Origin of the sequence: Methylocystis sp. ATCC 49242 (genome assembly GCF_000188155.2) — a bacterium.
Taxonomy (GTDB): domain Bacteria; phylum Pseudomonadota; class Alphaproteobacteria; order Rhizobiales; family Beijerinckiaceae; genus Methylocystis.
Genome location: NZ_KE124774.1, coordinates 1391122 through 1415038 on the forward strand (window position 1 = coordinate 1391122; position 23917 = coordinate 1415038).

A 23917-nucleotide genomic window follows, 5' to 3' on the forward strand; every position below is an offset into this window, starting at 1 on the left:
GGCGCGGTTCGGTCGATTTCAAGGCAAGACGCCAGGGAAGCATGAGCGGAATCGCCGGGATAGTGAGATTTGACGGCGCTCCGGTCGAGCGGGGGCTGATCGAAAAAATGACGGCCGCAATGGCTTATCGCGGCCCCGATGGCGTCAATCATTTCGTGCGCGGATCGATCGCGCTCGGCCACTGCATGTTGCGCACGACGCCTCAGTCACTGCACGAAAATCAACCGCTCTCCAGCGATGATGAAGCGGTGACGCTGGTCATGGACGGTCGGGTCGACAACTGGGAGGATTTGCAGCGCGAAGTTGTGATGCGCGGCGCAAGGTTGCGCGGAAAATCTGACGCCGAGCTCGTGCTGCGCGCCTATGAGTTTTGGGGCCCAGACTGTCTTGGCCGGATCGACGGCGACTTCGCCCTTGCGATCTGGGATGAGCGGCGCCGGGAGATTTTTTGCGCCCGCGACCGCATCGGCGTCAAGCCGTTCCATTATCATTGGGACGGGAAGACGTTCGTCTTCGCCTCCGATCTTCACGCAATTCTTGCCTTGCCATGGGTTCCCCGAACGCCCAACGAAGGGATGCTTGCGGAGGTGATGGCGGACGAATGGTATACGAGAGACGAAACATTATGGCTCGGGGTGATGCGTTTGACCGCGGCGCATTGCATGAGCGTTGGCGGCTCCGCTCCGCTGCCGCGGCAGTATTGGGCTCCCGATCCATGGGCGACGCTTCCCTGCAGCAGTGACGACGACTATTTCGCCTATTACCGCGATCTGCTGACGGAGAGCGTCAGACGGCGCAGTCGCTCGCATCGAGAGCTTGCTTGCGAAGTGAGCGGCGGTCTCGACTCGTCAGCGCTCTTTTGCCTAGCCGATTCGCTCGAAAGGCAGGGAAGACTGCTTGCGCCGGGCCTCGAGGGATACACGGTCGATTTCTCGGACGACGCCGCCGCAAACGAACTGTCTTACGCACGAGCTGCAGGCGCGCATGTCGGAAGAACGATACATGAAGTATCACCGACATTTCACGATATCGACTGGTTTGCCGAGCGGGCCGCAGCTTTTCTCGATATGCCTGGCGCGCCGAATGGCGCCGCGCTGATGGGGCTCCATGAGCATGCTGCGTCGCGAGGCGCCCGGGTGATCCTGTCTGGCGCCGGCGGCGATCATTTCCTGAGTGGATCGCGAGTCTACTATTTTGAAGAATTTGAACAACGCAATTGGCGTAATCTGATCAATTGCTTCATAGCCGATGTTCATGCGGCGGGCGGCGTCCGCGCCATATCGTGGTTGATCAGCAATGGGATGGCGCCATTGCTGCCACAAAGGGCGAAAGCAGTGTTACGCACGCTCATCACATCTGTGATGGGACGATCCGAAAAGGCCGCATCCTGGTTGACGCCTCGCATGCGTGCGAAGCTCGACGAGCGCCGCATGCGCGCCTGGAATATTCCCGAAGAAAGCTTGCGCCGAAAGAGTCAGCGATCGATTTTGGAAGCATTATACTATCCTCCTGACAACTGGGGTCGCGTTCAAAGTGAACGTCTCGACGCGAGTGTCGGGATCGAAACCAGAGCCCCTTTCTACGCGCATGAATTGGTGCAATTCGCTCTTTCGACGCCAGAGCGATTGCGGCTACGCGGGAATCGAGACAAATTCATTCACACCGAGTCCCTGCGCGGCATCCTTCCGCCAACGCTGACCGCCAGAACGACCAAGGCCGATTTCGGCGACATCTTCCATCGTTTCCTTCTTTCGCACCGGGGACTTGTCTCCAAGATGGTCCCGAGCGCGCGACCGGAATGGCTGGATTCGAAGGCGATGGAGGAACTCCTGCCGAGTGATGCGCCGCATCCGGGGCGGATCCCGGAAAGCTGGGCTTTGTGGAGGGTTTTATGTATACATATGGGCATGTCGCGATTCGATTTGCGTTCGGATGAGGCGATATAGCTGCGTCCTTGAGCACTTATGCTTGAAGGCGGGCAAATGGGGCAGTCTTGACCCGGTTTTACTCCGTCAAAACAAAAGGCGCCGTCGGTGACGTCAGATCGACCACCCCTTGGTCCCGGCAAAATCATCGCCGAAGAAACGAACGCGGCGGTTTGCGGAGCCGGGAAGAAGAAGGCGTATTCGGCGCCAATCCTGCGGGTCTATGGCTCAGTGATTGAATTCACCAAAGGTTCTAGAGGGTGTTATGTACTTTGGTGATTGATTGTCTTAGTAGAATCGGATGTCTCCGATTCGCAAACCTTATCCGTCTGACGTCAGCGACGAAGAATGGTCGCTGGTTGCGCCTTATCTGACGCTCATGGACGAAGGCGCGCCGCAGCGTCAACATTCGCTGCGCGAGCTGTTCAACGGCCTGCGTTACGTGCTGCGCTACGGCATCGCCTGGCGCGCCATGCCCAACGATCTGCCGCCATGGTTCGCCGTGTATCAGCAATCGCAGCGCTGGCTGTCGGCGGGCGTGTTCGAGGCGCTTGCGCAGGATCTGCGCGCCCAGTTGCGCGTCGCTTCCGGGCGGGCGGCGGAGCCGACGGCGGCGATCATCGACAGCCGCACCTTGCGCTCGACCCCTGAGAGCGGCCCACGAGCGGGCTATGACGGCGCGAAGCGAAAGCGCGGCTCGAAGCTGCACATGGCAGTCGACACATTGGGCCATTTGCTGGCGTTGCATGTCACGCCGGCGAATGTCGATGACCGCGCCGAGGTCGGCAAGCTCATCGCAGCCGTGCAGGATGTGACAGGCGAAAGCGTCGAACTCGTTTATGTCGATCAGGGCTACACCGGCGAAAAGGCGTCCGAGGCCGCAAAGGCGCAGGGCGCCGAGCTGTGCGTCGTCAAACTCGCCGAGGCCAAAAAAGGCTTCGTGTTGCTGCCCAAGCGCTGGGTGGTCGAGCGTTCATTCGCCTGGGCGACGCGATGCAGGCGGCTCGTCAAAGACTACGAGCGCTATGCTCAGACCCTCGCAGGACTCCACGTCGTCGCCTTCGCATGTCTCATGCTCAAGCGCGCAGCAGATTTCATGATCCAAGGTGCATAACACCCTCTAAGAGTCCGTCCCAGAAGTTAGTCAACAATTGCAGAGCTTTCGTAGCATGAGCCGAATCGACGCGAAACGCAGGAACACGAGCGCTGTGATATTGAGGTTTTCCCAATCCTTGGCCAGTCTTCTACAGCGGTTTAGCCAGGCGATTGATCTTTCGACGATCCAGCGCATGGGCAATTTCACGAAGCCCTTCGCCTGATCGGATCGTTTTATAATCTCGATTTTGAGACACGGTAGGATTTTGCCCGTTGCGTCGGCGAAGATCGGTCCCTGATAGGCGCTGTCAGCCAACAGCTTTTCAAGAAAGGGAAACCGCCCATGCAACGTCGAAAGCAGCAAGACGCCGCCGTCTCGGTCCTGAATGTCGGCGCCGTGAACGACGGCGCCCATCAACAAACCTTGCGTATCGACGAGTACGTGGCGTTTCTTGCCTTTGATCTTTTTGCCGGCGTCATAGCCATGCGGATCAATGCGCGCCCCCCTTTTTCCGCGCTCTTCACGCTCTGACTATCGATGATCGCCGCGGTGGGGCTCGCCTCTCGTTCCGCTCGTTCGCGACACATGACGTAGAGCGCGTCGTGCATGCGATCCAGAACGCCGCACCAGGCCCAATCGCAAAAATAACGATACACTGTGCTCTTCGGGGGAAAATCCTTGGGAATGTACCGCCATTGGCATCCCGTGCTCAGCACATACATGATGGCGTTGAACACCGCCCGCATGTCCACTTCACGCTTGCGCCCGCCACGCTTGGCCGGAGGAATAAGCGGCGCCACATGCCCCCACTCCTCGTCCGTCACATCACTCGGATAACGTAACCTGTCGCGATTGTATTTCGCCCGGTTTGCCTTCGTCCACATCGACGGCCTCCTACGAATCAGACCGCCTCCCATCCATCACAACAGATTCATTCGATTCAACATCTTTCAGGACGGACACTAAGGCACTTTGCGGCGCGCTATTTTTCGCAGAATGAAGCCCTCGATTAGATTCGGTTTCAAAACGCTTTGCCCGGCTGCGTACTCGGCAGCATCTATCATCCCCTTCACGAAAGCATCGAGCCCCCAAGTAGATATTATCGTCCTAGAGCCTTCTCCTAGCCTCACACGCTCCCCTCGTTCAGTAACTTTCTTCATTCCTTCACATAATGAAGAAACACAACCACGCTGAAAGGTGTAACCGTTAAAGCCCTCACGAACTAAATCCAAGGCACATCCCGCCCCTGTCGAAACAACGACTGGCAAACTCGCTGCCATCGCTTCGTTTACAACTAAACCCCACTGATCACTATCACTGGCGAGAATGAATGCCTCGGCATTCTGATAGATGTGCGATAGCGAATTATAATCCCTATTCCCGAGAAATATAATATCAGACCCCCAAGCGCTCTCAGAAGCCAATCGCTCCAATTTACATCTTTCAGGACCATTGCCAACAATGACCAGCTTGATTTCTTGGCCAAGATTTGAATTCTTAAAACATGAATAGGCCTCAATGACGAGATCAACACGCTTTCGTTGGATAAGTCTACTGCACACAAGAAAATATTTATCGACAACGTCTATGTTGCAGGACAAATCGTTACTTTTCTTGCTAAAATGTTCATTATCGACAACATCGTATCCTTTGAAAATTGCCTTCTCGCAAAAACCTAACGCCACAAGATAGCTTGAATGCTGAGTACCCGCTACCAATGCTGAATTAAAATATTTGACAAGACGCGATTTAACGAACTCTTTCGGAATGCTCCTGCGCTCATCTTCCATTCGAGAATCGCTCATCAGCACGGTCTGTCGACTATTTTCTATACACCACACGAGAGCACAAAGAGCCAAAGGTTCATACCACCCCGGAATAGCCACTACTTGCGGGGAAATGTGGTCCAAGATCTGACGAAGCTCCCACTCTGCTTCTCGCGCTCTTGAGCCTAACGCACTTCGTAACAGTGTAAAGGATCTGAATGACGTAGCTACTGTTGGATCCCATGGATACTCGCTTGTAGACGCTTCCAATTGTATTGCGAATAAATCCATCTCTCCGGAAAGTGCCGCCAACCGGGCCAAGTGATACGGACCAAAATTCTTGAAAATAACGACTGTTCTCATGCTATCTGATTTCGCCGTGAGTGACCTGCCCCTGAGAAACTCGACCAGATGCGATTAGAGTCCGGCCATATCGGGACGGACGAGATGAAGAAGAAGCGGTTCACGGAAGAGCAGATCATCGGGATTTTGCGGGAGCACGAGGCGGGCGCGAAGGCGGCGGATCTGGCTCGCAAATATGCTGTGTCGGAGACGACGCTTTACAACTGGAAGGCCAAATATGGCGGCATGGACGTCTCCGAGGCCAAGCGGTTGAAAGCGCTCGAAGAAGAGAATGCGCGGCTGAAGAAGCTTCTGGCCGATCAGATGCTGGAAGCCGCGGCGCTGAAGGAGCTTTTGTCAAAAAATGGTAGGGCCCGCCGCCAAGCGCGCAGCCGTTGTGCATCTGCGAGCCGCCATGGCTCTGTCGGAGCGTCGGGCCTGCCAGATTGTCGCCGTCGATCGCGCGACCGTCCGCTACATCTCGAAGCGGCCGACCGACAAGCCGTTACGGGAGCGGCTGCGGGAACTCGCCAACGAGCGCCGGCGCTTCGGCTATCGGCGGCTGTTCGTGCTGCTGCGGCAGGAGGGCGAGACGTCGGGCAAGAACCGCATCTACCGGCTCTATCGCGAGGAAGGGCTGACGGTGAGAAAGCGGCGCGCCCGCCGAAGGGCTGTCGGCGCGCGGGCGCCCATTCCTGTCGAGGCGCGGCCGAATGCGCGTTGGTCTTTGGACTTCGTGCATGACCAGTTCGCCTACGGACGCCGGTTCCGCATCCTGAACATCGTCGACGACGTGACGCGTGAATGCCTCGCGGCGATCCCCGACACATCCATCTCGGGCCAACGCGTGGCGCGGGAACTGTCGGCGCTGATCGCATGGCGCGGCAGGCCCGGCATGATCGTTTCGGACAACGGCACGGAGTTCACCTCGAACGCCGTGCTGTCGTGGTCGAGCGAGAACAGGATCGAGTGGCGCTATATCGCGCCGGGCAAGCCGATGCAGAACGGCTTCTGCGAGAGCTTCAACGGGCGCATGCGCGACGAACTGCTGAACGAGACGCTGTTCTTCGGGCTCGACCATGCCCGGGAGAAGATCAGCGCCTGGGCCCAGGACTACAATCACCGCCGCCCGCATTCGGCCCTCGGCTATGCGACGCCCGCCGCCTTCGCGGCCAATCTCACCGCAACAGGCGATCGGCTGCGCAACCCGGACCAACTCCGCCGATCGCCTGTTGCTCCATTCGCGCCCTCGGGCGTATCAACCGGAAGGACTCAACCCGCCGCTGGATGAAAGTTCAGGGGCAGGTCATGAGGATACCATACGTGAAATCAGCAACGTAGGTATCCCAAAAAGAATTATTCGGTAGGTAAATGCCTCCAAGGACTGGAGCACGAGATATACCGACATCGAGGCCATTAATAGGTAAACAGCGTTTGAGAACATCGACTCCCGCCGAGCAGCTATCCAGGCGCTCGCAAAGAAGTAACCAATAGAGAATGCAAAAACTGGCGCAGCAAGGCCAAACTCCAAGCAAACCTCAGCTACAAAGCCGGGAGCTGCGCCCACTGCAGGCATCCACCCGGTCATCCTACCAACCAACCCGATCGGCACCCCATTATTCACGTGAAAATCAACACCTATCAGGTTTAGGTACGACGCAACTTCCTCATACTTGGTTGGCCACCATGCCGAAGGGATCACACGAGCCAAAATATGCCCAAACAATCTTCGGCCCATGAAAGGATCGCCTCCACCGAGTAAGTACCTCATTATACTATTTCCATAAACGTATTCAGAACCATAAAGGTCCTTGATTGCTTCAAATGCACCCCTCGAAAACTCTGCCTTTGATCCAACGTAAATTGCATCACGATTGGACACGAGAAACAATGCGACATATCCAACCAATATTACGGAAACGGCAGCCAATACAATCGGGATTTTCTTCCTCAGAATTCCGACATATCCGCCGATGAGCAACATGAAAACTAAAATTAAAGGGCCCCGCCTAGCACCAAGGATCGCTTGGAGCAACATTGGTGAGATAATGACACCGAGCAGGGCCCAATGCCGCCAGAACATACCCTCCTTTTTTCTCGCAATAAACAAAAGCGGTACAGCAACAACTGACATGTTACGCGCTTCACTGATGTATCCATCAGCAATATACACAGCTCCGTAAGCACGCCCGTAAACCTCAGATATGCCGCCAAACGAAAATAAATAGAAAAATGAAAGACCAGCACCCGTAAGGCCAACTAAACCGGCCAACACTGTAAGATGCGAAGCATTATAACCTAGCGAAGATGACATCTCCCGCCGTCGGGAGCCCACATAGATACCAGAAATTAAGCTCACAAATATCAATAATACAATGAACTCATATGTTATTACGTTATCTTCTGAGCCGTTGAATAAAACAAATTTATCGCTATCATTAGCTATCAAAACAAGTGGTTGGAGAACATAAACAAATGAGAATAAAGCGGAAAAAATAATCGCGGGATGTAAAGTGTCATAACTGTATCTAAAGGCGATTGACGCAGTTATGAAGCACACGAATCCGAAAAATATTATTGACTCGATCATCAGTTAATTATTACTTCTCTCAGCTTTTCCGCCACCCGCTCCCAAGATGCCATATGGCTCGTTTGCCACGACGCCAGCCTTAAGAGTCCGTCCCAGAAGTTAGTCAACAATTGCAGAGCTTTCGTAGCATGAGCCGAATCGACGCGAAACGCAGGAACACGAGCGCTGTGATATTGAGGTTTTCCCAATCCTTGGCCAGTCTTCTACAGCGGTTTAGCCAGGCGATTGATCTTTCGACGATCCAGCGCATGGGCAATTTCACGAAGCCCTTCGCCTGATCGGATCGTTTTATAATCTCGATTTTGAGACACGGTAGGATTTTGCCCGTTGCGTCGGCGAAGATCGGTCCCTGATAGGCGCTGTCAGCCAACAGCTTTTCAAGAAAGGGAAACCGCCCATGCAACGTCGAAAGCAGCAAGACGCCGCCGTCTCGGTCCTGAATGTCGGCGCCGTGAACGACGGCGCCCATCAACAAACCTTGCGTATCGACGAGTACGTGGCGTTTCTTGCCTTTGATCTTTTTGCCGGCGTCATAGCCATGCGGATCAATGCGCGCCCCCCTTTTTCCGCGCTCTTCACGCTCTGACTATCGATGATCGCCGCGGTGGGGCTCGCCTCTCGTTCCGCTCGTTCGCGACACATGACGTAGAGCGCGTCGTGCATGCGATCCAGAACGCCGCACCAGGCCCAATCGCAAAAATAACGATACACTGTGCTCTTCGGGGGAAAATCCTTGGGAATGTACCGCCATTGGCATCCCGTGCTCAGCACATACATGATGGCGTTGAACACCGCCCGCATGTCCACTTCACGCTTGCGCCCGCCACGCTTGGCCGGAGGAATAAGCGGCGCCACATGCCCCCACTCCTCGTCCGTCACATCACTCGGATAACGTAACCTGTCGCGATTGTATTTCGCCCGGTTTGCCTTCGTCCACATCGACGGCCTCCTACGAATCAGACCGCCTCCCATCCATCACAACAGATTCATTCGATTCAACATCTTTCAGGACGGACACTAAGCCAAATCTCCGATGGTAAGATGGACGGCGAGCTATATCCGGTCGTCGGACTGCCGATCGACGCTATACTGAACCACATTATGGAGATGTATGAATACAAAAATATTTATGTGAAGATCGACGTGGAAGGATTTGAACTAAATGTGCTTAATGGGATGATCAACGCTTTGAAGAGAAATATAATTAATGAATTGTTTGTTGAGATGGGGGCGTCGCGTACGCTTGGTGAGACTGACAAGAATAGCGGACATGAACAGATATACATAATTATGGAGTCGTTTAACTATAGACCGCTCTACCTAAGAGATGCTTCTGGCGTTTATGATCAGCATTTCATTCTACATTAGATCGCGAGTTTCAAGAGTGCTTTCAATCCTGTTTATATGTAGCCGAATTAACTCCTAGACGATTCTCCAGCGATTTGGAGATTGCTGTCGAGGTCGTGCTTGCAAGCAGATGATGCCTTCTCCCAGGAACTCAGATGAATATTTTGTTGATAGCAAACCCAACGGTGCCGGTGCCTCCCATTGGTTACGGCGGCGCTGAGCGGGTCTGCTATTTTGTTGCAGAGGGCCTACATCATCGTGGTCACGATGTCACACTGCTGGCGGGCGAAGGTTCCAGCGGGCCTTGGCGTATTGTCACTTACTCATTTCCAAGGAAACAATCACTCTTCTATAGGGCGAAGTCAAAGTTGCATTTCCAATTTCAGAGCGCTTTGATTGCGCGGAAGCATGATGTTATCATTTCGTTTTCACGTCTGGATTATCTTTGGTTGTTAATGAGGATGAGGAAGCCAATTCTGCAAAGATGGGGTAATGATATCCCTGCTGAGGATGAATTTCTCGTTCCGAAGTGTGCCCATATACACCACATAAGTGTCAGTAACGCGCAGCGTCGGCACATTGATTGGGGTGTTTGGTCCACGGTTCCAAACGGTATACCATTGCATGCTTTTCCCTTCTCACGCGAAATCGGAACATATCTAGCTTTCCTTGGTCGCCTCCACCCAAGCAAAGGAGCTCATACAGCAATCAAGGTAGCAAAGCTTGCTGGGCTATCACTCAAAATAGCAGGAAATATACCCCCAGGAGATGAGTGCCAGAGTTATTTCGACAGTCAAATAAAGCCTTATTTAGTGTCCGTCCTGAAAGATGTTGAATCGAATGAATCTGTTGTGATGGATGGGAGGCGGTCTGATTCGTAGGAGGCCGTCGATGTGGACGAAGGCAAACCGGGCGAAATACAATCGCGACAGGTTACGTTATCCGAGTGATGTGACGGACGAGGAGTGGGGGCATGTGGCGCCGCTTATTCCTCCGGCCAAGCGTGGCGGGCGCAAGCGTGAAGTGGACATGCGGGCGGTGTTCAACGCCATCATGTATGTGCTGAGCACGGGATGCCAATGGCGGTACATTCCCAAGGATTTTCCCCCGAAGAGCACAGTGTATCGTTATTTTTGCGATTGGGCCTGGTGCGGCGTTCTGGATCGCATGCACGACGCGCTCTACGTCATGTGTCGCGAACGAGCGGAACGAGAGGCGAGCCCCACCGCGGCGATCATCGATAGTCAGAGCGTGAAGAGCGCGGAAAAAGGGGGGCGCGCATTGATCCGCATGGCTATGACGCCGGCAAAAAGATCAAAGGCAAGAAACGCCACGTACTCGTCGATACGCAAGGTTTGTTGATGGGCGCCGTCGTTCACGGCGCCGACATTCAGGACCGAGACGGCGGCGTCTTGCTGCTTTCGACGTTGCATGGGCGGTTTCCCTTTCTTGAAAAGCTGTTGGCTGACAGCGCCTATCAGGGACCGATCTTCGCCGACGCAACGGGCAAAATCCTACCGTGTCTCAAAATCGAGATTATAAAACGATCCGATCAGGCGAAGGGCTTCGTGAAATTGCCCATGCGCTGGATCGTCGAAAGATCAATCGCCTGGCTAAACCGCTGTAGAAGACTGGCCAAGGATTGGGAAAACCTCAATATCACAGCGCTCGTGTTCCTGCGTTTCGCGTCGATTCGGCTCATGCTACGAAAGCTCTGCAATTGTTGACTAACTTCTGGGACGGACTCTTAGGAAGTGGCGTGGAATGGCTGGGGGAAGTTAATCATTCTCAAAAGTGCGTGCTTCTATCCGGAGCACGCGCGCTTTTATTTCCGATCGAGTGGGAGGAGCCCTTTGGAAATGTTATGGTAGAGGCGATGGCTTGCGGTACCCCTGTTATAGCGCTGAAGCGGGGCTCAGTATCAGAAATGATTAAACACGGTGAAAATGGCTTTATATGTGACTCCGTCGACGAAATGGTTGCGGCAACATTTCTGGTTAACAATAAAATTAGGTTTTTAGCACGTAATTACGCAGAGGTACATTTCTCTCAGGAAACTATGATCTCTTCATACGAAAGGCTTGCGTTTCAAATGCAGCACGTCCATCGAAGCTAATTCTATTTGTGTAGTTTCTGATCAGTTTGTTCCAAGAAAACCCTGATGGGCGACCGTCACGCTCGGGTTTGCCTTTGGCCTTCGAGCAGCTTCTTCTCAGGCCAGCAGTGGCGAGGAAGTTTCCGCTTTCGATTGGCGTGAACTCATTGGGTAGAGTGCCGATCCTGTTCCACAAGGCATCAACATTGCACTCGGCGACCTGGCGCAGAGGCGCCATTATTTTGGATCGTGCTTTTGCTATTTTGGCTATCCAGCTCCGCCGCTACCCTCTCAACATCAAGATCGCATTCTAGAACGTAGTTTGAAGACATCGTAATTGTCTATGATTTTTGCGGTAGCCAAAAAAATTGGGAGAGACGATGAGTTATTCTAGAGAATATTTTGTTGGATTTGCTGGGGCGAGAGATAATTACGAAGTTCCTGCTGCATTAGCTCAGCAAGGAACGCTATCTGCGCTTGTTACAGATTTATACTTACCAAAAATAATTGCAGGCGCACTCCACAGCTCCGGGATAATCAAATCATCTGCTCCTAGATACACTAGATATATTGAGCTTCATCAAGTTATACAAGTGCCGTCGGCGTTCATGGCTGATCGGTACAATATGCGAAAAGCAATAAGCGGTCAATCAATAATAGCGAATAAAATAAAAAGTATTCACTTGAGACTACCTGATCGCGGCTTGTTTTTATACGCTGGATACGCATATGAAGCGTTTAAGTCCGCATCAACGGTGCCGAAAATACTATTTCAATATCATCCTTATAGAGAATTTGAGCGTAACATTCTTAGAGAAGATGCAAAGAAGTGGCCCGAGCTATCGAAGCTTGTCGACAGCTATAATACTCTCCCTGAGGACAGTAGAAACATCAGAGAGATCGAATTAGCAGATATTATTGTCTGTGCAAGCGAATTCACTGCCACATCATTGCGGGGAATAGTTCAAGGTAGTAAGCCGATTTTTGTGGTGCCTTACGGGGCGAATAATATATTTGAGCAAAAACGGGCCCGGCTTCAGATGCCGCATGCCGTGAAGCGGTTTCTATTTGTCGGCACGGGGTTGCACAGGAAGGGCTTGCATATATTACTACGATCTTGGTCTCTGAATCGTCCACCAAACTCAAGACTAACGCTGGTAGTTCGCAACGTGGAATTTGATATCACTAGCTTCATCGAAGATATTCGGGGGGATGTCGACATTGTTAGTAACATTAGTCGGGAGCAGCTTTCGCAGATGTATTTATCACATGACGTTTTTGTTCTACCTTCTTTAGTGGAAGGATTTGGGCACGTTATATTGGAGGCGCTTTCTGCGGGGTGCTATGTGATCAGCACCGAAAACTCCTGCTTGCCTACCCTAAAACTGCCGTCATTCGCATGCGCTGCTGTTCCGGCGAGTGACGTAAATGCGCTTTCGATGGCTATGAATGACGCCGCAAAAATGGAACTGCAAAGCACACGCGAATCGATCGCAAGAGTGGCCGTTGATTTCACATGGGATAATTTCCGTCGGACTATTATAAGCATAGCCGATTCATTTGGTTGATCTCTGAGCTTGACGGGTTTGTGATCTCTGACTCGAAAACGCGCATCCATGTCCTGTTTCGCCGTGAAGGATGACGGGTTAAGGCCAAGCGCGATTCGCGATTGTATCGTGAAATAGGCCTGCAAAATGGCTCAACAAATCGCCGAAACTGGGATTCCCTCGGATCATTTTGCGTGATTCATGGGTGGTCGGCGTTTTGGAGGGCCGACCATGGAGGAGAGCTGGAAGTCCGATCTCGAGCAGTGGCTAGCGCCTTTTATCGGCGCGCTTCGACACAAGACGCGGGCGCGGATGTGCCCGGCCTATGTCGCGGGGCTGATCGGCCCGGGGGATCGCAAGAGCGTCCAGCCTATGGCGGCGCGCGACGGCGACGTTGGTTACGACCAGCTTCATCACTTCATCGCCAGCGGCGTGTGGGACGCCGCGCCGCTGGAAATGGCTCTCCTTGTCGAAGCGGACAAGATGGTTGGCGGCGCCGACGCCTGGCTGATCGTCGACGACACGGCCTTGCCAAAGAAGGGCGCGCACTCGGTCGGCGTCGCGCCGCAATACGCCTCGTCTCTTGGAAAGACCGCCACTTGCCAGTCAGCTTCTTCCAGATTGAGATTGTCCAATTTAGAACAAAGGAAGGAAAGCTTTATCTTTTCGCGCGATCGAAGGCGCCGAGAAGTGTAGTTCATTAAAGAGTTGCAATGGTAGTCTTGACGTATCAAAGACAGGATTCAATATGAACTGGGTCAGCTCAATTACACGCAGTGAAGTAATTCATACAACACTGAGGTGGCTAGGCACAGTTGCATCTGGGATTTTGTCTAGTGCGGCCGGTATGATTACTGGTATTATGATCGCTCGCGCGCTAGGCCCTGAGGGCCGTGGGGAGTTAGCGCACCTGATGTTTTGGCCCGGTCTCATTCAGGCAATAGCCACGCTCGGGCTTCCATCGGCGATTCTTGCAGAGGCAGCGCATGGCAACAAAAACAGAAAAGACCTAGTTTCAAAAGTATTAATGTCAACAGCCATAGTTTCCTGTCTTGATGTCGTCTTGTCGACGGCATTCTTTATGATTTTGATGAAATTTGACGAAAGATATTTAGTATCATTGGTATATACGGCCATTATATTGCCGGCACACCTGCTTAGCCAAAACCTTTTGTCAGTCACTAATGGGTATGGAGAAATAAAAACATTGAATATTTACAGGATTGCGCCGCATGTAACGATTCTTGTGTGCAGTATCTTTCTTTTTTTGTTTGGAATTCTAAATATTACAACGATTATGTCAACTTATGTAATCGGAACTTGGGCTGTAGCGATAATCAGGTACGCGCAAGACTTCGATACAAATTTTACAAGCAGCCTACCTGGCTCAATAAATTTAATTAGAAATGGAATGTTCCTTCATTTGGCGGGCATAATTAATATTTTCAGAGACCAATTCGATAAATTTATAGCGGTTACATTGCTTCCTTTCGATCAGATAGGCATATATTTTGTTGCAGTTACATTGGCAACCGCGCCAATTACAGTAACGATCGGATCGTTATCATCTATTATTGCACCTGCAATAGGCACAAATGAAACGTATCCAGATAAAATTGAGTGTTTTTGCCGATATTCAAGGGTTTCCCTCCTCTTCGGACTGGTCATATCGTGTGCATTTGTGTTTATTCTTCCAATAATTGTGCATATTATTTTAGGTGAAAATTATGAATCCGCAATTTCAGTTTCTCAAATACTAGGAATTTCTGCTGTGGCAGCTTGTATTAGAGGTGTAATGAACACGGGATTAATTGTGTTGAAAGATTGGCGGCTCCAATCATCCAACGAAGCTTTAGCATTCATCGCTTTGGCTCCGGCGCCTTTGTTCGCATATTATTACGGGTCAATGGGTCTAGCAATGGTGACGCTATTTTCAGCCCTCGTCTCGCTTATTTTCTGCATTAGCCAAATAACTAAGAAATTTAATATTCCCGTACATATGCTAATTGGGAGTGCGCAAGTTTTCAAAAATGACTTCTCTCCTTTTATCTCGATACTAAGGGGCTCTAGGATCAGGAACTATTAAAATCTAATTCAGTGCGAGGATTCGAATGCCTTCGGACGCGGAGATGTGAATATGTGATGCTACCATGGCTCGAGGGTGTCGAGGGTTAAGCCGGGCTTCCCATCCGCGACGCGCCGCATATCTCGGTTCTGGCCGCTCCGGCGATCGCCTTCTGCGACACGGTCGTCGGATTTCTGGGCTTCAATAGGGATGGTCTTATTCCGGCGACATACTCTGTGCCCTCTTCTTTCCGCAAGTCGGAAGGGTCTCTATGGGCTAGGTGGTTGATCCCGGGTAATTCCAAGCGGTATGGCGTCAACCCGAAGACCATCGCCAAGTGGAAGAAGTGGGCCTCGGTTTGCGACGAGCGCACGGGCCCGTAGAAACAGAGATCAATGCGATTCTTACGGTCGAGGGGGAGGCGATCATCGTCGCCTTCCGCCGTCACACGCGGTTGGCGAAGATAAACTCGACATATTCGTCGCTATCAACCGAACGTCTAAGTGTCCGTCCTGAAAGATGTTGAATCGAATGAATCTGTTGTGATGGATGGGAGGCGGTCTGATTCGTAGGAGGCCGTCGATGTGGACGAAGGCAAACCGGGCGAAATACAATCGCGACAGGTTACGTTATCCGAGTGATGTGACGGACGAGGAGTGGGGGCATGTGGCGCCGCTTATTCCTCCGGCCAAGCGTGGCGGGCGCAAGCGTGAAGTGGACATGCGGGCGGTGTTCAACGCCATCATGTATGTGCTGAGCACGGGATGCCAATGGCGGTACATTCCCAAGGATTTTCCCCCGAAGAGCACAGTGTATCGTTATTTTTGCGATTGGGCCTGGTGCGGCGTTCTGGATCGCATGCACGACGCGCTCTACGTCATGTGTCGCGAACGAGCGGAACGAGAGGCGAGCCCCACCGCGGCGATCATCGATAGTCAGAGCGTGAAGAGCGCGGAAAAAGGGGGGCGCGCATTGATCCGCATGGCTATGACGCCGGCAAAAAGATCAAAGGCAAGAAACGCCACGTACTCGTCGATACGCAAGGTTTGTTGATGGGCGCCGTCGTTCACGGCGCCGACATTCAGGACCGAGACGGCGGCGTCTTGCTGCTTTCGACGTTGCATGGGCGGTTTCCCTTTCTTGAAAAGCTGTTGGCTGACAGCGCCTATCAGGGACCGATCTTCGCCGACGCAACGGGCAAAATCCTACCGTGTCTCAAAATCGAGATTATAAAACGATCCGATCAGGCGAAGGGCTTCGTGAAATTGCCCATGCGCTGGATCGTCGAAAGATCAATCGCCTGGCTAAACCGCTGTAGAAGACTGGCCAAGGATTGGGAAAACCTCAATATCACAGCGCTCGTGTTCCTGCGTTTCGCGTCGATTCGGCTCATGCTACGAAAGCTCTGCAATTGTTGACTAACTTCTGGGACGGACTCTAAGTTTCGCTCTGGTGAGCGGCACCAGAGCCACGACGCGGCAGGAATGTCGAAGGAGCCCTTTCGTTCAATCTTCGGGAACGCGTGGTGCCCAGTGCCTCTTGCGACATGTCTCGGCGGCAGACGGCGGAGCACTGCGGCGCTTCCCCGGTGAGCGCGATCCGCTAGTGTCAACGGCAGAAGGCGACCGGCAATCCCGCCTCCGATAAGCGCGGCGGAGAATGCCGGTCGGCGCGGAACGACGCGTGCGGGAGCCAGCCCGGAAGAACAGGCGCGCCCCGAGAGGCCAAACATTACGCACCGGCGTTCCCGCACCGATCATGAAGAACGACGACCTTCGGCGACGATGGTTCTCGGCTGCCTGATCAACGGCGTCTAGTTTCAGGTCTGTGTCGATCACGTTCTGGTTCCGACGCTCTCTCCGGGCGACGTCGTCGTGATGGACATGTATGGACGTATATGGACCCCGCCCGATTGCAACGGCTTTGACAGTTCCGACTTTCGGTCACAACTGCTGACGTATATCCGGCTTCATGATGCGGCCGAAAAAGTTCTTGCCGCGAGCCTCGATGGATTTTCGCGCGCTTCCACCTCAATGCCCCCAAGGCATTGGCTCTCGCCATGCCGGTCCACACATCAGGTTCGGGAATCGACGGAGTGACCGTTTCGCCATCACTGCCAATCGTTGCAATTGCTGGTGGGAATCTCGTTGGTTGTCTGTTTCCCGGATGCTTAGCTGCGGTTAGGCCGAGCTGACGGTTAGACGCTGATCGTAGCTCATGCCGCTGGCGAGCAAGCTCCATGCGATCCGCGCGTTCTTGTTGGCGAGCGCGACGGCGACGACATTTGGATGATGGCGTTCGCGCGCTTTGAGCAGCCAAAGGCTTCTCGGATCCTGCTTCCCTCGTATCCGGCCCAAGGCGGCGCGTGCGCCGTGGATAAGCAAGGTACGAAGATATCGGTCGCCGCGTTTGCTGATGCCGAGCAGCCGCGATCGGCCGCCACTCGATCGTTGTCTCGGGACAAGTCCGATCCATGCCGCGAACTGCCGTCCATTCTTGAAGCATTTTGCATCGCCAGCCGCTGCGACCAGCGCTGTCGCAGTAATAGGTCCAATTCCTTCGACCATGCCGAGGCGCTGACATGCTGCGCTTGTTCGATACAATTCCCGGATTTTGCGATCGTAAATTGCGACCCGCCTATCAAGGTCGATCAATTCCTCCCGCAATTCGCCGATCAACTCCCGAACAATGCTGTTCAGACCGTTGCTTTCCTCGTCGACGATCCGCGGCAAAGCGCGCCGAAGATTGCCGATGGTCTGCGCAATAACGACGCCGTGCTCGCCGAGTAGGCCGCGGATCTGGTTCACAAGTCTAACCCTATTGGCGACTAGACGACTGCGAATCCGATGAATAGCCTGGATCGCCAGCTGTTCGGCGGATTTGACCGGAACGAACCGCATGTTCGGACGGCCGACTGCTTCACAGATCGCCTCGGCGTCATTCCGATCATTCTTGTTGGATTTTACGTATGGCGTGACGAACTGCGGGCTGATCAATCGAACGTCATGCCCAAGCTCGGAGAACGTCTTGGCCCAATAATGCGCGCCGTTCGAGGCTTCCATTCCAACAATGCAGGGCGGAAGATTCGCGAAGAAGAGCGCAACGGCCGGGCGGCGTAAAGTCTTACGCAAAACGACTTTGCCGCGTTCGTCAACACCGTGAAGATGGAAAACATATTTCGCGAGATCGAGGCCGATACGGACGATGTGCATGGTCGTCTCCTGCTCTGCGAGTGACAGTTCGACATCCCAGCCTAGGCCAAGGGCGGGGTCCATACCATTGCCCCCGCCGGAGCAAGAAGAATCTTTCGACTGGCGCAGCACATAGTCGGGGGCTGACATGTATCCGGCCTCTGATGCGGCCTGACCAGCGACGAGCGCGCGCGGCTGTAGGCGCTGGAGCGGGAGAACCGCGAGTTGCGCCAGGCGAACGAGATATTGCGTAAGGCGTCGCCGTATTTTGCGCAGGCGGAGCTCGACCGCCGGTTCAAGCCATGATCGCCTTTATCGACGATCATCGCGAGGCGCACGGGGTCGAGCCGATCTGCAAGGTGTTGCCGATCGCCCCTTCCACTTACCACGCGCGGGTTGCGGCCCGCCGCGATCCCGCAAAGGTTTCGCCTCGTGCTCGGCGCGACGCCGCGCTCTGCGAGAAAATCCGGCGCGTCTTCGACGGGAACTTCGGCGTCTATGGCGCGCGAAAGGTCTGGCGACAATGGATCCGGGAAGGCGAGAGCGTGGCGCGCTGCACGGTCGAGAGGCTGAAGCGCGCCATAGGCTTGCAGGGCGTGGTGCGCGGCTAACCCGTCAAGACGACGGTGAACGACAAGGCGGCTCCCTGTCCGCTCGACAAGGTCAACCGGCAATTCCAGGCGCCGCGGCCGAATGCGTTATGGGTATCCGACTTCACCTATGTCGCCGCCTGGCAGGGCTTCGCCTATGTCGCCTTCGTCATCGACGCCTTTGCGCACCGGACGTCGGCTCGCGCGTGTCACGAACGGCGCAAGCGGGCTTCGTGCTCGATGCGCTCGAACAGGCGTTGCATGATCGCCAGCCGATTCACAGTGGCGGCCTCGTCCATCATTCGGATCGCGGAAACCAAGGCGGATTCAACCTGTCGTCGCAACACCAAGGAATTGGAAATAGCGACGACCTTTCACCGCCGTGCATCGGACCGATGCACTCGAAAAAAGCTGTGCTCACCGGGACGCCCTCCGGCTTGGCGGCGTGAGAATCGCTGCCGTTTCTGGCAGGCGATTGCTCGGGGGCGGCCCAGTGAGGTGCCTGCCGCGGAGGCCGGCGTTTCGGCGCCGCTCGGGCCGCGCTGGTTTCGGAGTTCCGGAGGAATGCCGCCATGCCATCTTGCGCCCAAGGCGCGTCAGCTCACCGGACGATTCTTATCTTTCCGCGAGCGAGAGGAGATCGCCATCCTGCTCGCGCAGGGGGCGACTCTCCGTTCGATCGCGCGCAATCTTGGGCGCTCGCCCAGCACGATCTCGCGGGAAGTGCGACGCAACGCCGCCACGCGTAGCGGCAATCTGGATTATTGGGCCAGTTCCGCCCAGTGCCATGCCGAGCGAGCCGCCCGCCGCTCGCGGCCCGGCAAGCTCGCCAGAAAGCGCTTTGAGAAAAAAGCTTCAGATGAAGAAATCAAAGAACGTATTGGTTGTCCTATACTCGCTTCGCGCAGAAGGAACCCCGAAGCTTACGTTGAGTATTATACAATCTTGGCGCGATTATGGGGTAGACGCTACGGTATTAGTATTAACGCGAATGCAAAACGAGCTTGAATCAGAATTTATTAGAAATAATATTTCGATTGAATATGCAGATATCTCGATTTCATCTCGTTATTTAGCGATAAAGATCGCACTAAAAACGATGCAGTCGTGTCTTAAAAATAGAAGTGTCGCCGTCGTATCCATGCTGTTCGGTTGGCACTTATTTATAAATATTGGAGCACGATTAGTCGGCGTCAGGAAATGCATCGCGCATGTTGGTAACGCTTCAGAAGCTAAAAATATCAATTGGAAATTTAAGGCATTAGTTGCATTAGCGAGGCCGGTAACGACAAGATTGGTGTGCTGCACCGATTACGTGCGACGTTCTGTATTAGCTAACTTTTGGCTAAACGAATCTGAACTAATTACGATACCGAACGGAATTGATCCTAAATTATTCAAGAGCCCCGGCCCTGCTTTAAACCGAGACCTAAATGTCGGGATGATCGGCACCCTTGAGCGCCATAAAGACCAGGCGACTCTCATTCGATCTATTGTCTACCTACAGGACTTAGGTGGCGAGAGCCGCCGGAAACCCAAGCTGTTTCTTGCTGGGGAGGGAACCCAGAACCTAAGACTTCGCAGTCTAGTAAACGAGTTGGGCTTGAACGAGGAAGTCGTATTCTTAGGCAGTGTCAAGGACGTCCCACAATTCCTTTGTAAGCTGCAGGTTTTTGCGTTCTCCACTACATCAGAAGAAGGCCAGGGGATCGCTCTAATTGAGGCGATGGCAGCACGTGTGCCCATCGTCGCAACAGACGTTGGAGCTTGTCGAGAGGTGCTCGACGGGGGGAGATGCGGCTTGATGGTTCACGAACAGAACCCCGAGGCGCTCGCAAATGCGATCTGGCGTATGGCGACCGATGAAGATCTGGCATCTAGGATCGTCGACGCTGCACTAGAGAGAGTTAACTCAGTTTATAACATAAAAAACACCGCGCATGATTACCTTAAACAAATAATGAATGCTTGATGGCAAAATACAACAGTATCCTACACGTTATATGCAGCTTGGACCTTGGAGGAACCGAGCTAAACGCTTTACGCATGATTCGCAATCTTGCTGACAAAAAATACAAGAACAGAGTATTCGTCTTAAATCCTAATTCGAGAATGATGATTGAAGAATTCAATAATGCGTCAGGCCGTTGTGTAGTGTTGTCAGATGCTAGTAATAAAAATATTTTCTTGAAATTCAAATTATTTAACGAGATACTCAGCTCTCGGTCAGAGGGAGTCGTGATTATCCATTTGATAGGAAAAGATCAGATTTTGCTATCCATCGCAGCCCTTATACACGGGGCTAAGGCAATAGCAGCTGTCGCCGGTAATCCCCCGCCGCGACTTGGCGTAAAAGGTCGATGGAAATGGAGAGCAATAATCTATGTAAACGCTGCTCTCGGCGTGAAGTTGATATCTGCTTCAGCATACATAAAAGCCCTTATCGAAAGTGTCGCTCCAGGAATAAGGACGGATGTAATCCCAAATGGGCTTGACAAGGGAGAGTTCTGTTTAACTCGTGACTTATTTACTACACAAAAAGTGATAGCGATGGTCGCTCGTTTCGATCCTATTAAGGATCATCGCACATTGCTATTGGCTATCAGCGAACTGTCCAAGTTAAAAAGCATTCCTCCCTTTAAGCTGTGGCTTATCGGTTCCGGCGTAACATTGGAAGCCAGCCGCATTTTATCAACGTCTCTTGGGCTAGAGGGTGTAGTCGAGTTTCTTGGTGCTCGCAGTGACATCCCATATTTACTTTCCAGAGCGAACGTATTTGCATTCTCGACAACAGAAAACGAAGGATTTGGTATCGCACTTATTGAAGCACTTTTTGCAGGCGTGCCGATCATAGCGAGTGATGTTCCTGCGTGCCGAGAAGTTTTAAATGATGGAGAGCTGGGAGTATTGATCCCTCCAAACAATCAGCAAGAACTCGCAGCAGCTTTAGCATCTGAATTAACAAATCCAACAAGCCAGAATAAAATAGATTCGATCCGGGAGAGGTCATCACATCTATATGACATATCTAAAATAACAGAAAGATACGAAGAAATATTGGGTATATTGTGACCAGATATCTTGCGGCCGTTGGGGATGCGAATGATCCAAAAACATGGAGCGGGATCCCATATTTCTTGTTGAGAGCCGCGAAAACGCAAGGCCTTATCGAATTCGGCTTAAAATTAGATCCCTATATGGATCAAAACGTAAGGAAAATATGGTATTTAAAGCAGATATTGAGAGGTCGTTGGCCATCAGGATTCCAATATTCGAACGAATTTCTCGAATCTATGTGGAGTGGAAAGCGTTTTGCTGAAAAAAGCTCAATTATAAACTGCTTTCAACTCTACCCAAATTCTATCACGCATCGAACTGATATCTCTAGATGGTATTATATCGATCAAACCTTGCAACAGATGTTCGATGGCTACGCGTCAGACGTATCTTTATCGAGCAGCTTCAGAGATGAGATTGTTAAAAGAGAAAGAGAACAATATAGAACTGCTGAGGGGATCATTGTGCACAGCAGGTGGTGTGCTAATGATCTTGAACGCCGATATAAAATTGAATCTGGTAAGATCTTCAAGGTTGTACCAGGAGCGAATCTAGATGAATTCAAAGTTAGAACCATTCTCGGTAATTGGCGCATTGAGCCCCATGAAACTTTAAAACTCATTTTCGTCGGAAAGGATTGGAAGCGTAAAGGATTGCTTAGTGTCCGTCCTGAAAGATGTTGAATCGAATGAACCCGCATTCGCCGGATGACGCACAAATTTCTTGTACGAACCCGACTATTGATGCATAATTTTCAGGATCTTGTGCTCGATTGGTCGAGGCGGCTATGGCGAACCCGACGGGTGAATCAAACCGCGAGGTTCTCCGGCTCGAATTCGACCGGCGATTGATGCTTCAGTTTCGCGGTTCGGTCGTGACCTCCGATGCCGGATTGCTCGCCTACCGCGAACTGGACGACGCGCTTGGCCTGAGCGCCATGGCAGGCGAGACTCTCGCCGACGCCCGCACCGGAAAGAATGGCCGGCATAGTCTCGTCGGAATGTTTCGACAGTCTGTGTTCGGGCGGCTCGCCGGGTATGAGGACGTGAACGACGCCGCGCGGCTACGGCATGATCCGGCAATGCGCTGGGTCGTCGGCGGCAGGGCCGCCATCTCCGGCGCGGCGTCGCCAAGCCAAATCGGCCGCTTCGAGACGCGCTGGCTCGCCGCCGAGAAGAACCTCTCCGCCCTGGCCGATCTTTCAGGCAGATGGATCGACCGCGTCCACAGCCGCCGACCGCCAAGAGGCATCCTGCTCGACATGGATTCGAGCGTCAGTCCTACCCACGGCGAACAGGAAAAGAGCTGCTGGAACGGGCACTACGAGTGTACCTGCTATCATCCGTTGTTCTTGTTCAACTAGTTCGGCGATCTGGAGCGCTGCGCGCTGCGGCCGGGCAACGTCCATAGCGCCGACGGCTGGGAGAGCGTGCTCAAGCCGGTCCTGGCGCGCTACAAAGGTCGCGTCCCGCGCATCTACTTCCGCGGCGACGCCGGCTTCGCCAATACTGAGATTTACGATTGTCTCGAAGCCGAGGGCCTCAAATACGCCATTCGCCTGCCGACGAACCGCGTCTTGCAAGAGCGGATCGCACATCTATTGACGCGCCCCGTGGGACGCCCGCCGAATGCCGTCCGGCGCTTCTATGCGAGCTTCCGCTATCAGGCTGGAAGCTGGAGGAAACCGCGCCGGGTCGTCGCGAAAGTCGAATGGCATGTGGGCGAGCTTTATCCGCGCGTCGGGTTCATCGTCACCAACATGGCGCGGCGCGCCGAGAATGTTGTCGCTTTCTACAACAAGCGCGGGACTTGCGAGCAATACATCAAGGAAGGCAAAGGGGCGATCAATTGGACCCGGCTGTCCTGTCGCTCCTTCGCTGCCAACGCCGTGCGTCTCCAGCTTCATGCGCTCGCTTACAACCTCGGCAACTTCCTGCGCACGCTCGCGACGCCCGAGCCGATCAAAGATTGGACGCTGACGACGCTCAAGGAAAAGCTGATCAAGATTGGCGCGAAGGTCGTCGCTCACGCTCGCTATGTCGCCTTCCAGATGGCGGAGGTCGCGATTCCGCGAAGCTCGTTCGCTGACATCTTGCGGATGATCGCCGAGTTGCGAGCGCCGCCCTTGTCGTCAACGGCATAGGGCGTTTCCGCGTCATGAGTTCGAGCCAAAGGACGGAAGAGGTGCGTCTCGATGATGGAAAATCCAGCCAGTGCTGATTGGTCCCCGGCGGGTTCGGTCGATCACCGGCCCGTATCCGCCCCTGAGGCTGCTCAGACCCGCGCCTCGGACTTGCCAAAGCGTC

19 protein-coding genes, 4 pseudogenes and 1 other annotated feature are annotated in these 23917 nt (G+C 53.3%); of the genes and pseudogenes, 18 read left to right on the forward strand and 5 right to left on the reverse strand.

Features of this window, described 5'->3' with window-relative positions:
- The first annotated feature begins 41 nt into the window (after positions 1–41).
- Together asnB and MET49242_RS08840 are read left to right on the forward strand one after the other, a co-directional pair.
- Positions 42–1946: an asparagine synthase (glutamine-hydrolyzing) gene (gene asnB / locus MET49242_RS08835; protein ID WP_036282416.1), complete on the forward strand. Its 1905-nt coding sequence runs from the start codon at positions 42–44 to the stop codon at positions 1944–1946.
- Positions 1947–2226: 280 nt separating this feature from the next.
- Positions 2227–3039: an IS5 family transposase gene (locus MET49242_RS08840; RefSeq protein WP_036279258.1), complete on the forward strand. Its 813-nt coding sequence runs from the start codon at positions 2227–2229 to the stop codon at positions 3037–3039.
- A gap of 30 nt (positions 3040–3069) precedes the next feature.
- Here the strand turns inward: MET49242_RS08840 and MET49242_RS24070 are convergent.
- A protein-coding gene (locus MET49242_RS24070; RefSeq protein ID WP_144259444.1) for an IS5 family transposase occupies positions 3070–3905 on the reverse strand; the annotation gives its coding sequence in 2 pieces (ribosomal slippage) (positions 3070–3521 and positions 3521–3905; 837 coding nt in all).
- A 78-nt stretch (positions 3906–3983) separates the two neighbouring features.
- Positions 3984–4931: a glycosyltransferase gene (locus MET49242_RS24075; RefSeq protein WP_158497275.1), complete on the reverse strand. Its 948-nt coding sequence runs from the start codon at positions 4929–4931 to the stop codon at positions 3984–3986.
- 303 nt (positions 4932–5234) lie between these two features.
- Here MET49242_RS24075 and MET49242_RS08855 point away from each other — a divergent pair.
- Positions 5235–6420, forward strand: a protein-coding gene (locus tag MET49242_RS08855) for an IS3 family transposase (protein WP_371212545.1) whose coding sequence is annotated in 2 segments (ribosomal slippage) — positions 5235–5488 and positions 5487–6420 — 1188 coding nt in all. Because the reading frame shifts where the segments join, the coding sequence is not laid out codon by codon here.
- 15 nt (positions 6421–6435) lie between these two features.
- On the opposite strand, the gene MET49242_RS24830 is transcribed toward MET49242_RS08855, so the two are convergent.
- Both MET49242_RS24830 and MET49242_RS24080 read right to left on the reverse strand, forming a co-directional pair.
- The gene (locus tag MET49242_RS24830) at positions 6436–7719 is read right to left on the reverse strand and encodes a hypothetical protein (protein WP_144259534.1); all 1284 of its coding nucleotides are present in this window, start codon (positions 7717–7719) and stop codon (positions 6436–6438) included.
- A gap of 103 nt (positions 7720–7822) precedes the next feature.
- Positions 7823–8658 (reverse strand): IS5 family transposase gene (locus tag MET49242_RS24080; RefSeq protein ID WP_144259444.1). Its coding sequence is split into 2 segments (ribosomal slippage): positions 7823–8274 and positions 8274–8658, totalling 837 coding nucleotides; the frame shifts between segments, so codons are not numbered across the junction.
- A 102-nt stretch (positions 8659–8760) separates the two neighbouring features.
- Between MET49242_RS24080 and MET49242_RS08875 the strand changes: the two genes are divergently transcribed.
- From MET49242_RS08875 to MET49242_RS24105, 8 genes and pseudogenes are all read left to right on the forward strand, one after another.
- Positions 8761–9087, forward strand: coding sequence for an FkbM family methyltransferase (locus MET49242_RS08875; protein ID WP_036282208.1), 327 nt, complete (start codon positions 8761–8763; stop codon positions 9085–9087).
- A gap of 134 nt (positions 9088–9221) precedes the next feature.
- A complete protein-coding gene (locus tag MET49242_RS24835) occupies positions 9222–9947 on the forward strand; it encodes a glycosyltransferase (protein ID WP_144259520.1) in 726 nt (241 codons plus the stop codon).
- 10 nt (positions 9948–9957) lie between these two features.
- Positions 9958–10793 (forward strand): IS5 family transposase gene (locus MET49242_RS24085; RefSeq protein WP_144259444.1). Its coding sequence is split into 2 segments (ribosomal slippage): positions 9958–10342 and positions 10342–10793, totalling 837 coding nucleotides; the frame shifts between segments, so codons are not numbered across the junction.
- Positions 10794–10864: 71 nt separating this feature from the next.
- The gene (locus MET49242_RS24090; RefSeq protein ID WP_244430892.1) at positions 10865–11182 is read left to right on the forward strand and encodes a glycosyltransferase; all 318 of its coding nucleotides are present in this window, start codon (positions 10865–10867) and stop codon (positions 11180–11182) included.
- 359 nt (positions 11183–11541) lie between these two features.
- Positions 11542–12729 carry a glycosyltransferase family 4 protein gene (locus tag MET49242_RS24095; protein WP_084678959.1) on the forward strand — a complete coding sequence of 396 codons (1188 nt, stop codon included), beginning with the start codon at positions 11542–11544 and terminating at the stop codon, positions 12727–12729.
- Between the two features lie 173 nt (positions 12730–12902).
- Positions 12903–13326 (forward strand): annotated as a pseudogene (locus tag MET49242_RS08895) (transposase); the annotation flags it as partial.
- 130 nt (positions 13327–13456) lie between these two features.
- A complete protein-coding gene (locus MET49242_RS24100) occupies positions 13457–14794 on the forward strand; it encodes a lipopolysaccharide biosynthesis protein (RefSeq protein ID WP_084678961.1) in 1338 nt (445 codons plus the stop codon).
- 561 nt (positions 14795–15355) lie between these two features.
- Positions 15356–16191 (forward strand): IS5 family transposase gene (locus tag MET49242_RS24105; protein WP_144259444.1). Its coding sequence is split into 2 segments (ribosomal slippage): positions 15356–15740 and positions 15740–16191, totalling 837 coding nucleotides; the frame shifts between segments, so codons are not numbered across the junction.
- 762 nt (positions 16192–16953) lie between these two features.
- On the opposite strand, the gene MET49242_RS08920 is transcribed toward MET49242_RS24105, so the two are convergent.
- Entirely contained in the window at positions 16954–17985 is a 1032-nt protein-coding gene (locus tag MET49242_RS08920; RefSeq protein ID WP_036287460.1) for an IS110 family transposase, read from the reverse strand.
- 239 nt (positions 17986–18224) lie between these two features.
- Positions 18225–18341 (forward strand) — a sequence feature (AL1L pseudoknot).
- Between MET49242_RS08920 and MET49242_RS26580 the strand changes: the two genes are divergently transcribed.
- The 7 genes and pseudogenes from MET49242_RS26580 to MET49242_RS08935 all read left to right on the forward strand — a co-directional run bounded on the left by MET49242_RS26580 (position 18267) and on the right by MET49242_RS08935 (position 23754).
- Positions 18267–18575 (forward strand): IS3 family transposase, encoded by a 309-nt coding sequence (locus MET49242_RS26580; protein WP_036282426.1) that lies wholly within the window; start codon positions 18267–18269, stop codon positions 18573–18575. (Overlaps the previous feature by 75 nt.)
- Positions 18576–18590: 15 nt before the next feature.
- Positions 18591–18779 (forward strand): annotated as a pseudogene (locus MET49242_RS26585) (DDE-type integrase/transposase/recombinase); the annotation flags it as partial.
- Positions 18780–19118: 339 nt separating this feature from the next.
- Positions 19119–19388 (forward strand): annotated as a pseudogene (locus tag MET49242_RS26590) (helix-turn-helix domain-containing protein); the annotation flags it as partial.
- Between the two features lie 157 nt (positions 19389–19545).
- Complete coding sequence (locus MET49242_RS24120) at positions 19546–20526, forward strand: glycosyltransferase (RefSeq protein ID WP_158497276.1); 981 nt, start codon at positions 19546–19548, stop codon at positions 20524–20526.
- On the forward strand, positions 20526–21626 hold the full coding sequence (locus tag MET49242_RS24125; protein ID WP_084678965.1) for a glycosyltransferase: 1101 nt from the start codon (positions 20526–20528) through the stop codon (positions 21624–21626). The genes MET49242_RS24120 and MET49242_RS24125 overlap by 1 nt, the downstream gene beginning before the upstream one ends.
- The gene (locus MET49242_RS24850; protein WP_144259536.1) at positions 21623–22294 is read left to right on the forward strand and encodes a glycosyltransferase family 4 protein; all 672 of its coding nucleotides are present in this window, start codon (positions 21623–21625) and stop codon (positions 22292–22294) included. The genes MET49242_RS24125 and MET49242_RS24850 overlap by 4 nt, the downstream gene beginning before the upstream one ends.
- Before the next feature lie 104 nt (positions 22295–22398).
- Positions 22399–23754: pseudogene (locus tag MET49242_RS08935) on the forward strand (IS1380 family transposase).
- Positions 23755–23917: the final 163 nt, after the last annotated feature.